At 66.3% G+C, this 9,085-nt stretch carries 8 protein-coding genes; 7 read left to right on the top strand and 1 reads right to left on the bottom strand.

What is annotated here, in order from left to right:
- Window positions 1–94 precede the first annotated feature (94 nt).
- The 7 genes from DVB37_RS14635 (at window position 95) to DVB37_RS14605 (ending at window position 6,552) form a co-directional block, all read left to right on the top strand.
- Window positions 95–556, top strand: a complete 462-nt coding sequence (locus DVB37_RS14635) for a DUF4019 domain-containing protein (RefSeq protein WP_104145796.1) — start codon at window positions 95–97, stop codon at window positions 554–556.
- Between the two features lie 114 nt (window positions 557–670).
- On the top strand, window positions 671–1,687 hold the full coding sequence (locus DVB37_RS14630) for a peptidase U32 family protein (protein WP_120155901.1): 1,017 nt from the start codon (window positions 671–673) through the stop codon (window positions 1,685–1,687).
- Complete coding sequence (locus tag DVB37_RS14625) at window positions 1,684–2,577, top strand: U32 family peptidase (protein WP_046806744.1); 894 nt, start codon at window positions 1,684–1,686, stop codon at window positions 2,575–2,577. The genes DVB37_RS14630 and DVB37_RS14625 overlap by 4 nt, the downstream gene beginning before the upstream one ends.
- Window positions 2,574–2,993 (top strand): SCP2 domain-containing protein, encoded by a 420-nt coding sequence (locus DVB37_RS14620; protein WP_120155899.1) that lies wholly within the window; start codon window positions 2,574–2,576, stop codon window positions 2,991–2,993. Before DVB37_RS14625 ends, DVB37_RS14620 begins: the two co-directional genes overlap by 4 nt.
- A 154-nt stretch (window positions 2,994–3,147) precedes the next feature.
- A complete protein-coding gene (locus DVB37_RS14615) occupies window positions 3,148–4,497 on the top strand; it encodes an MFS transporter (RefSeq protein WP_046806718.1) in 1,350 nt (449 codons plus the stop codon).
- Complete coding sequence (locus tag DVB37_RS14610) at window positions 4,494–5,513, top strand: histone deacetylase family protein (protein ID WP_120155897.1); 1,020 nt, start codon at window positions 4,494–4,496, stop codon at window positions 5,511–5,513. The genes DVB37_RS14615 and DVB37_RS14610 overlap by 4 nt, the downstream gene beginning before the upstream one ends.
- A gap of 67 nt (window positions 5,514–5,580) precedes the next feature.
- On the top strand, window positions 5,581–6,552 hold the full coding sequence (locus tag DVB37_RS14605) for a LysR family transcriptional regulator (RefSeq protein WP_104145800.1): 972 nt from the start codon (window positions 5,581–5,583) through the stop codon (window positions 6,550–6,552).
- A 46-nt stretch (window positions 6,553–6,598) separates the two neighbouring features.
- Here the strand turns inward: DVB37_RS14605 and DVB37_RS28675 are convergent, their stop codons facing one another.
- Window positions 6,599–9,073 carry an ABC transporter permease subunit gene (locus DVB37_RS28675; RefSeq protein ID WP_240433875.1) on the bottom strand — a complete coding sequence of 825 codons (2,475 nt, stop codon included), beginning with the start codon at window positions 9,071–9,073 and terminating at the stop codon, window positions 6,599–6,601.
- Window positions 9,074–9,085 lie beyond the last annotated feature (12 nt).

The raw sequence follows: 9,085 nt of genomic DNA, 5'->3' as shown, positions 1-9,085 counted from the left end.
GAACGTCGGCTTGCCGGAACGATTTTCCGGCAAGCCGGTGGGCTTGTGCAGTGCTTGTGCCAATGCGGTGTTTATCTTTTCACAGTGAGGATTTATGCAACAACAAACTCTGATTTCTCGCGCCTTGCGCGTCGGCCTCTTCAGCGGCGCCCTGTTGCTGGCGGCGCCGGCGCTAGCGGCCGATCCGTCGCTGGACAGCGCGGTGACGGCGGCCCAGCAATGGGCGTCGATGTCGGATAGCGGCGCCACGGACAAGATGTGGAGCGCCAGCAGCGACATCATGAAAAAGAGCGTGGACAAGCAGGGCTGGTCCGAATACCTGAGCCAGTTGCGCAATGAAGTCGGCCGCCACACGAAGCGCGAGTGGCTACAGGTGGTGCGCGTGTCCGACCCGGCCGACCTGCCGCAAGGGCAATACGTGAACGTGATTTTTTCCACCAAGTTCCTCAATATGCCCGCCACCGAAACCGTATCGATGGTGGCCGGCAAGAACCGCTGGATACCGATGGGCTACGTGGTGCGCAAGATTGCACCGGATGGGCAAGCGCCCATGTAAGCCGGCGGCGCGCGCGGGGCGGTGCCTCGGGGATGCGCCCCGGGGCCAGCCCAGCCGGGCCAAGTTTGATTTGCGACAAGGCCCGCGTGTGCGCCGGACTCTAGACTGCCGGGCATGGAAACCTCTTCCCATCCCCTGGAACTGGTGGCGCCGGCCGGTAGCCTTGCGGCGCTGACCGCCGCATTGGATGCCGGCGCCGATACCGTCTATCTCGGCCTGCGCAACGCCACCAACGCCCGCAACTTCGCCGGGCTGAATTTCTCTGAAAACGACATACGCCTCGGCGTCGAGCTTGCGCATCGGCGCGGACGCCAGGTGCTGTTCGCCATCAACACCTTTGTGCAGGCGGGCAGGGCGGCCGAGTGGCACGCGGCGGTGGATGCCGCGCACGCCCTGGGCGCCGACGCCGTCATCATGGCCGACCCAGGCCTGTTGGCCTATGCCAGTGATCGCTATCCCGACCTGCGCCTGCACCTGTCAGTGCAAGGGTCGGCCACGCACGCCGACGCCATCGAACTGATGAAGGAACAATTCGGCATCCGCCGCGTGGTGTTGCCGCGCGTGCTGACCTTGTCGGAAGTGGCGCGCATCTGCGCCAACGTCAGCGTCGAAGTCGAAGTGTTCGGCTTTGGCAGCCTGTGCGTGATGGCCGAGGGCCGCTGCCTGCTGTCGTCGTACGCCACGGGCGATTCCCCCAACAACAAGGGCGTGTGCTCGCCCGCCCATGCAGTGCGCTGGGTGGAAGCGAACGGCCGCATGGACGCACGCTTGTCGGGCATTTTGATCGACCGCTACGAACCCGGCGAACCGGCCGCGTACCCCACGCTGTGCAAGGGGCGGTTTCAAGTTGATGGCCGCGACGATCATGCGCTGGAAGAACCCACCAGCCTGAACGCCATCGGCCTGTTGCCGCGCCTGGCGCAGATGGGCGTGCGCGCCATCAAGATCGAGGGCCGCCAGCGCAGCCCGGCCTATGTGGCGCAGGTGGTCGCCACACTGCGCGCCGCGCTGGACAGCGCGCAGGCCGACCCCGCGCGCTTTGCCCCGCTGGCCAAGTGGAACGCCTTGCTGGCGCGCCACGCGGAAGGATCCCAAGTCACACAAGGCGCATTTGAACGGCCATGGAAATGAATCCCAAGCAATATCAAATATCGGTCGGGCCGCTGCTGTACTACTGGACTCGGCGCGACACGCTGGACTTCTACGCCGCCTTGGCGGACGGCCCGGCTGACATTCTTTATGTGGGCGAAACCGTCTGTAGCCGCCGCCATGAATTGCGCGCGGACGACTGGCGCGACCTGGCGCACGACCTGCGCGCCGCAGGCAAGACGGTGGTGCTGTCGGGCCGCACCTTGATCGAGACGGGGGCGGAAGCCAGCGCCTTGAAGAAGCTGTGCGCGCAGGACGACTTCATGATCGAAGCGGGCGAGCTGGGCGCGGTGCGGCATCTGGCCGGGCGGCCATTTGTGGCGGGGCCGCACGTGAACGCGTATCACGGCGGCACGCTGCAATGGCTGGCGCAGCAGGGCGCCATGCGTTTTGTGGCGCCGCTGGAGATGGACGGCGAAACGTTGGCGCGGCTGCTGCAAGAGCGGCCCGTCGGGCTGGCCGCCGAAACGCTGGTGTGGGGTCGCATGGCGCTGGCGTTCTCGGCGCGCTGCTTTACCGCGCGGCATTTTCGCTTGAAGAAAGACGAGTGTGGCTTTCGCTGCATTGAGCATCCCGATGGCCTGGACATGCGCACGCGTGAATCGCGTGAATTTCTCAGCATCAACGGCATCCAGGTGCAGTCCGCCGCGTGCCTGGATCTACTGGCGCAGGCCAGCGAGCTGGCGCGGATGGGCGTCGACGTCTTGCGCGTCAATCCGCAGTCGGCCGGCACGCACGAGGCCATTGCCGCGCTGGATGCCATACGCCATGGCCAACCCGCGGGCACGGTGCTGCCACCGGCCGGCATGGGGCGATGCAACGGCTATTACCACGGCCGCTCGGGCATCGAACTGCTGGAGGCCACGGCATGACGGCGCCCGCGCACATTCCGGCCTTTCTGGCGGCGTTGGGGCGCCGCGTGCCGGCGCCGCTGGCGTCGTTGCACATGGCGGCGGGGCTGGAACTGGCGCGTCGCGTCAAGTGGCTGGCGCCACCCGCCGAACTGGACGGCCGTACTTTTGCCATCACCATCGACGACCTGGGCGTGCGTGCCGGCTTCTCGGTGCAAGGCGGCGCATTCCGCCCGGCCTGGACCCGCGCGCCGGCCGACCTGGAGCTGGGCGCGGTTTTGGCGGACCTGATCGGCATGGCGCGCGGCGACACCGATGCCGATACCCTGTTCTTTCAACGGCGCCTGCGGATATCCGGGGATACCGAACTAGGGTTGATCGTGAAGAACTGGCTGGACGCCGCGCCGCGCCCGGCCTGGATGCGGGCAGCAATATAAGGTCTCGGGCGGGCCTGAAAACCCGCTAAAACTAGGGGTTTCCACTCATTAGGCAAAGTAATTCAGAGGATAAGAAATAAGAATTTTTCTTATGGCGGGGCCGGGGCTATAACGATTGGCTGATAGACCTCAACCTACGTAAGAGAGATAAGCCATGAGGGGAAATTCCGTGACGGGCCACCAACCGGTGCGCGCGTCGACCGCCGCTTTTGTCGGCACCATGATCGAGTGGTACGACTTCTACATCTACGCCACTGCTGCCGCGCTGGTGTTCGGCAAGTTGTTCTTTCCGTCCGCGTCGGGCTTTTACGGCACCTTGGCCGCGTTCGGCACTTTTGCCGTGGGCTTTTTCGCGCGGCCGTTGGGCGGCGCGATCTTTGGCCACATCGGCGACAAGATCGGCCGCAAGAAATCCCTGGTGATCACCTTGGTGATGATGGGCTCGGTCACGGTGCTGATCGGCCTGTTGCCCACACACGCGTCCATCGGCGTCTGGGCGCCCGTGCTGTTGATCCTGCTGCGCATCGTGCAGGGCATTGCCGTGGGCGGTGAATGGGGCGGCGCGGTGCTGATGGCGGGCGAACATTCGCCGGACAAAAGCAAGCGCACGTTCTTTGCATCGTTTGCGCAGCTGGGCAGCCCGGCCGGGCTGATTTTGTCGATGCTGATGTTCAAGCTGGTCACCGGGCTGGATGACGAGGCGTTTCTCAGCTGGGGCTGGCGCGTGCCGTTCCTGTTCTCGGCCGTGTTGCTGGTGGTGGGGTTCGTGATCCGCCTGAGCGTGAACGAATCGCCCGACTTCGTGGCCGAGCAGGCCGCACAGGCCACGCGCGCCAAGTCCGCCGCGCTGGCCGGCGCCAAGCCCGCGCAGGCGCCGCTGGCACAGGTGCTGCGCGGCGCGCCGGGCCTGCTGGCGCTGGCCGTGGGCGCGAATGTGCTGGGCATTGCCGGCTTCTATTTCACCAACACGTTCATGATTGCCTACACCACGCAGTACGTGGGCCTGAACCGAGCGGTGATCCTGGACTGCCTGCTGGTGGTGTCGATCATGCAGTTCTTCATCACGCCGCTGTCGGCCTACATTGCCAGCCGCGTGGGCAACCTGCGCTTTCTGGGCGCCATGGCGTTTGCATCGATCTTCACGCCCTACGCGATGTTCAACCTGGTCGACCAGGGCTCGCTTACCAGTATTACGCTGGGGGTCGGCGTGGCGGTACTCTTCATGGGCGCCTACTACGCCGTTATCGCCGGCTACGTCAGCGACAGCTTTCCCACCCGCATCCGCTACACCGGTATTTCGATGGCATATCAGTTGTCGGGCGCCATCTTCGGTGGCTTGACGCCGCTGCTGGGTACGGTGCTGGCCGAGAATTTCAAGGGCCAGTGGTGGCCGCTGGCGCTGTTGTTCTCGGCGATTTCGTTGCTTTCCCTGGTTTCCGTCCTGCTGCTGGGCACTGTCGGCCAGCGCACCCAGAATTTTCAACTGAAGGATCAGCAAGCATGAAGGCATTTTTTCACGACGACCAGAAGCTGCATCATCCCGAGACCTATTTTTCACGCGGCAAGATGCGCACGCCGCAAGAAGTGCCGGCCCGCCTGGACGGCCTGGTGCAGGCGGCGCAGAAGCTGGGCTTTGACGTGCAGGCGCCGGCCGATCATGGCGCGGGCGCGCTGGCGGCGGTGCATTCGCTGGACTACCTGCGTTTTCTGCAGGACGCGCATGCCGACTGGATGAAGCTGCCGGGCGACTGGGGCGGCGAAGTGGTCTCGAACGTGTTCGTGCGCGAACCCAACGCCTTGCGTGGCGTGCTGGCCAAGGCCGGGCGTTACCTGGCGGACGGCAGCTGCCCCGTGGGCCCGCATACCTGGCAGTCGGCCTACTGGGCGGCGCAGTGCGCGGTGGCCGGCGCCGAAGCCTTGCTGGCCGGCGACCCGCACGCCTACGCCATCTGCCGCCCACCGGGCCACCATGCGCGGCGCGATGCGGCGGGTGGCTTTTGCTACCTGAACAACGCGGCCATCGCGGCGCAGCGGCTGACGTCGAAGTTTCCCCGCGTGGCCATCCTGGACACCGACATGCATCACGGGCAAGGCATCCAGGAGATCTTCTACGAACGCAACGACGTGTTGTACGTGTCGATTCACGGCGATCCTGAAAACTTCTACCCGGTGGTCGCGGGCTTTGAAGACGAGCGTGGCGCGGGCGCGGGCTACGGCTACAACATCAACCTGCCCATGCCGCACGGCTCCAGCGAAGCCGTGTTCTTTGACCGGCTGGCGCAGGCGCGCCGCGCCATCGAGCTATTCCAGCCGGACGCGCTGGTGCTGTCGCTGGGTTTCGACATTTTCGAGAAAGACCCGCAGGCCATGGTCAGCGTCACGGAAGACGGTTTCGAGCGCTTGGGCGGCGAGGTCGGCGCGCTGCGCCTGCCCACGCTGATCGTGCAGGAAGGCGGCTACTATATCGACGGATTGGAATCCAACGCGTCGCGCTTCTTCGCGGGGCTGACCGGCGTCTGAAACACGGGGCATCGGCGGGGCCGGCGTGGATTCCACCCGGCCTTTTTTTCGCCCTTGACCCCACGCCATGCCCCAGCCGCCCGTTCGCACTGTTCCGTCACAACCGCTTGCCCCCGAACGCATGGACTGGAACCTGCTGCGTACCTTCATGTTTGTCGTGCAAGAGCGCGGCGTGGGTCGCGCGGCGCAGGCGCTGCACCTGAGCCAGCCGGCCGTCAGCCAGGCGCTGAAGCGGCTTGAAGATGCAGTGGGTGGGCTGCTGCTGCACCGGCGCAACGGCGAATTCCGTCTGACCGGCCTGGGCGATGAAATCTACGCCATTGCCCGCGACATGTACGGCACGATGGCGCGCATTGAAAACGCCACCACCCAGGACCGCGCCGAAATTGCCGGTACGCTGCGGCTGCTGGTCATGAGCAAGGTGCAAAGCCCGGCCTACGACGATTTCCTGGCGCAGTTTCACCGGCGCTATCCCAAGATTGAATTCCACGTGGATGTGCTGCCCAGCGCCGCCATCCTGGACGCCCTGGCCAAGCGCGTGCCGGCCCTGGGCATCTGTCTGTGCCGCAAACCGGTTGACGCGTTGGAGCGGCGGCTGTTTCTGCGCCACCATTACGCGGTCGTCTGCGGCCGTCATCATCCGCTGTTCTCCAAGCCGCGCGTCAGCCTTGAAGACCTGATGGACCAGAACTTCGTGTGCTTCGCCAGCGACCAGATCGGCGATACGCTATCGCCCTTGACGATCTTTCGCGATCAGCAGGGGTTTACCGGTCGCATCGTGGGCACCTCGCCCAATATCGAAGAAATACGCCGCATGGTGGTGGCCGGCATCGGCCTGAGTTTCCTGCCGGAACATTTGATACGCCAGGATGTGATGAGCGGTGACCTGCGCCGGCTGCCGCCCGCGGAGTCGGTGGCCGAGATCGATGTGTTCCTGACCTGGCACAAGCAACGCAAGCTGAGCACGGTGGAAGTCGCGTACCTGAGCGCCTTCGACCGTTTCCTGAACCGCATCCCGCTGGATTCGCGCGCGGGGTGATGGCGCCGGGCCGCGGCGCGCCTGCCAAGCGCGGCTACCGAAGGCGCTAACCCGCGCGCGTTTCCATGCGCCGGGCCACGCGTGACAGCGCCAGGCTGGCGCCGAAATACAGCAGCGCCACCGCCAGGTAGACCTCAACGTGATAGGGCCGCCAGTCGGTGCCCGCGACCACCGCCTTGGCCGCGCCCAATACGTCGAAGACGCCGATGATGCTGACCAGCGAGGTGTCTTTTACCGCGCCCACGAACACGCCCAAGGCGGCCGGCGCGGCGATGCGGCGGGCTTGTGGCCAGATCACCGTGGCATAGGCCGTGAACGGCCGCATGCCCAGCGCGCGCGCCGCCATCATCTGGCCGGGCGGAATCGCTTGCAGTGCGCCGCGCAGCACCTCGGCCAACAGACACGCCGTATGCAGGGTCAGCGCGGCCAACGCCATGCTGAACTTGGACACGTTGCCGCCTAACAGCATGGGCAACACGAACGAGGCGAACAATAGTTGGGTCACCAGCGGCACGCCGCGCACCGCTTCGATCAGGCCGGCTGCCGCCATCGACCCGGCCCGGCTGCCGGACCGGCGCAGCAGCGCCAGCGCAAAGGCCAGCGGCACGGCGGCGGCCAGCGCGGCAATGGCCAGGATCAACGTGACCAGCAAGCCGCCCCAGCGTTGCGGCCCGATTGGCGTGCCGCCCCAGGGCCACCCGGACAAGGCGGAAACGGCGATGGCCAGCAGCGTCAGAAGTAATCCAGGCAGCAGTGCCGGCAGGAACTTCGGTGGCAGCTTGGGTAGCAGCTTGGGCAGAAACTTCGGCAGCCACTTCGGCAGCCACTTCGGCAGCAACGCCGGCAGCGAACCTGGCGTCCACCTTGGCTGCAACGCGGCGAGCGAGCCCAGCGGGTGCCCCGGCACCGACCCGACCCGGCGCGGGCGCGCGGCCAGGCCGCCTGCGCCCAGCGTCAGCGCGATGCCTGCGACCAGTGCCGCGCAGGCGACCAGCGCGGCGCTCCGGTCGCCCGGAGCCATCGTGCCAAAGACCAGCAGCGGCAGGTTTTGGCCCACGGCCGCCCAGCATGCGCCGGCGGCGCGCGCGCAGGCTTCGGGCTCGCCATGCCATACCGCGCCCAGCACGGCCCAGTCCAGCAACGCCCACGCCGCCATCGCAAGCGCAAGTGTGATTGCCACCGTCATGGCAAGCCGGAATCCGGCGACCAATGCCGCCGTGATTGCCGAGGCGTACGTCGCCCTTGTTGCCAAGGTCAATGGCGCGGTGATTGCCGATGCCAAGGCTTGCCGTGTTGCTGGCGCCGTCAGCCCGTTCAGCGCGACCTGGCCAAGCTTGCCACGCCTGCGTCGGTGGCCGTCCGTGGGGTTCCAGCGGGATCGGTCACCCAGGCGCGGCCCGTGCGTGTCGCCCGGACCATGCCGTGCGTGGCGCGCATTCCAGGCCGACAGGCCGCCGCCCACCAGCAGCGCCAAGCTCAGGTAAATGGCCAGCGCCAGCGCAATGCCTTCCAACGCCAGCCCCGTCTGCGTGATGACTGTGTTGATGACGGCCATCAATTCCTGGTAGCCGATGGCAATGGCCAAGGTGCTGTTCTTGATCAGCGCCAGGCATTGGTTGGCGTAAGGCGGCAGCGCCACCCGCACGGCATAGGGCGCAATCACCCGCTGCATCACGGCGCGCGGCGTCAAGCCCATGGCCTGGCCGGCTTCCACCAGCCCCAGCGGCACCGCGCGCACGGCGGCGCGCACGATGTCGGCGATGTAGGCGGCGTGAAAGACCACCAGCCCGATCAGCAGCGCCACGAACTCGATGCTGGGTTGCCAGCCGCCATGCAGCCCCAGGCCACGCTTGACCGGCAAGTCTATCTGCACGGCGGGCAGCAACGCCCAAGCGAACAGGACGGCGGCGGCCAACGCCGCATACACCGCGCGCGGGCAGGCGCGGCGTCGCGCCCAGGCGGCTAGCGCCAACGCGGCCAGCACCACGGCGGCATACGGCAAGCAGCCATGCAAGGCAGGCAAGGCCAAGCCCCGATTGGACAGCAATACGGACGGCAACGGCGACCAGGCTTGCCGTGCATCCGGCAGCCGCAACAGCAGCCCATACCAGACGAACAATTGCAGTAACACCGGCGTGTTGCGCAGCGGGGCGATGATGGCGGCTGCGGCGCGCGCCGCCAAGGCGTTTGCCGATAGCCGCATCAAGCCCAGCGCGATGCCCAGCAACGTCGCCAGCGCAATCGCCAGGACGGCCACGGTCAGCGTGTTGACCAGGCCCGCCGCGATCGACATCCAGTAAGGATCGTCAGGCGTGACGCTCAACAGGCTTTCCGAAATGCGAAAGCCCGACGGCTGAAGCAGGAAGCCGAATCCGCCTTGCACCCCGCGCGCGGCCTGTACGCCTTCGATGTGCGCCAGCAACACGGCGGCCATGCCGCCCAGCACCAGCGTCCATGCCAGCGTGGGCAGCCAGCGGCGCAGGAAGCCGGGCGGCGCAAAGGGAAGTGTGGTTGCAGTCATTGAAGTCTTGCC

Source organism: Achromobacter sp. B7 (genome assembly GCF_003600685.1).
Lineage (GTDB): Bacteria > Pseudomonadota > Gammaproteobacteria > Burkholderiales > Burkholderiaceae_B > Achromobacter > Achromobacter spanius_B.
The sequence above is the reverse complement of the archived record's forward strand: the minus strand, read 5'-3'. Positions and strand labels throughout refer to the sequence as shown.

Bases quoted from the DNA above. Each gene is read 5' to 3' on its own strand.
- DVB37_RS14620 (WP_120155899.1), top strand. From the start codon at position 2,574: ATGACGGCGCCCGCGCACATTCCGGCCTTTCTGGCGGCGTTGGGGCGC.
- DVB37_RS28675 (WP_240433875.1), bottom strand. From the start codon at position 9,073: ATGACTGCAACCACACTTCCCTTTGCGCCGCCCGGCTTCCTGCGCCGC.
- DVB37_RS14610 (WP_120155897.1), top strand. From the start codon at position 4,494: ATGAAGGCATTTTTTCACGACGACCAGAAGCTGCATCATCCCGAGACC.
- DVB37_RS14615 (WP_046806718.1), top strand. From the start codon at position 3,148: ATGAGGGGAAATTCCGTGACGGGCCACCAACCGGTGCGCGCGTCGACC.
- DVB37_RS14630 (WP_120155901.1), top strand. From the start codon at position 671: ATGGAAACCTCTTCCCATCCCCTGGAACTGGTGGCGCCGGCCGGTAGC.
- DVB37_RS14635 (WP_104145796.1), top strand. From the start codon at position 95: ATGCAACAACAAACTCTGATTTCTCGCGCCTTGCGCGTCGGCCTCTTC.
- DVB37_RS14625 (WP_046806744.1), top strand. From the start codon at position 1,684: ATGAATCCCAAGCAATATCAAATATCGGTCGGGCCGCTGCTGTACTAC.
- DVB37_RS14605 (WP_104145800.1), top strand. From the start codon at position 5,581: ATGCCCCAGCCGCCCGTTCGCACTGTTCCGTCACAACCGCTTGCCCCC.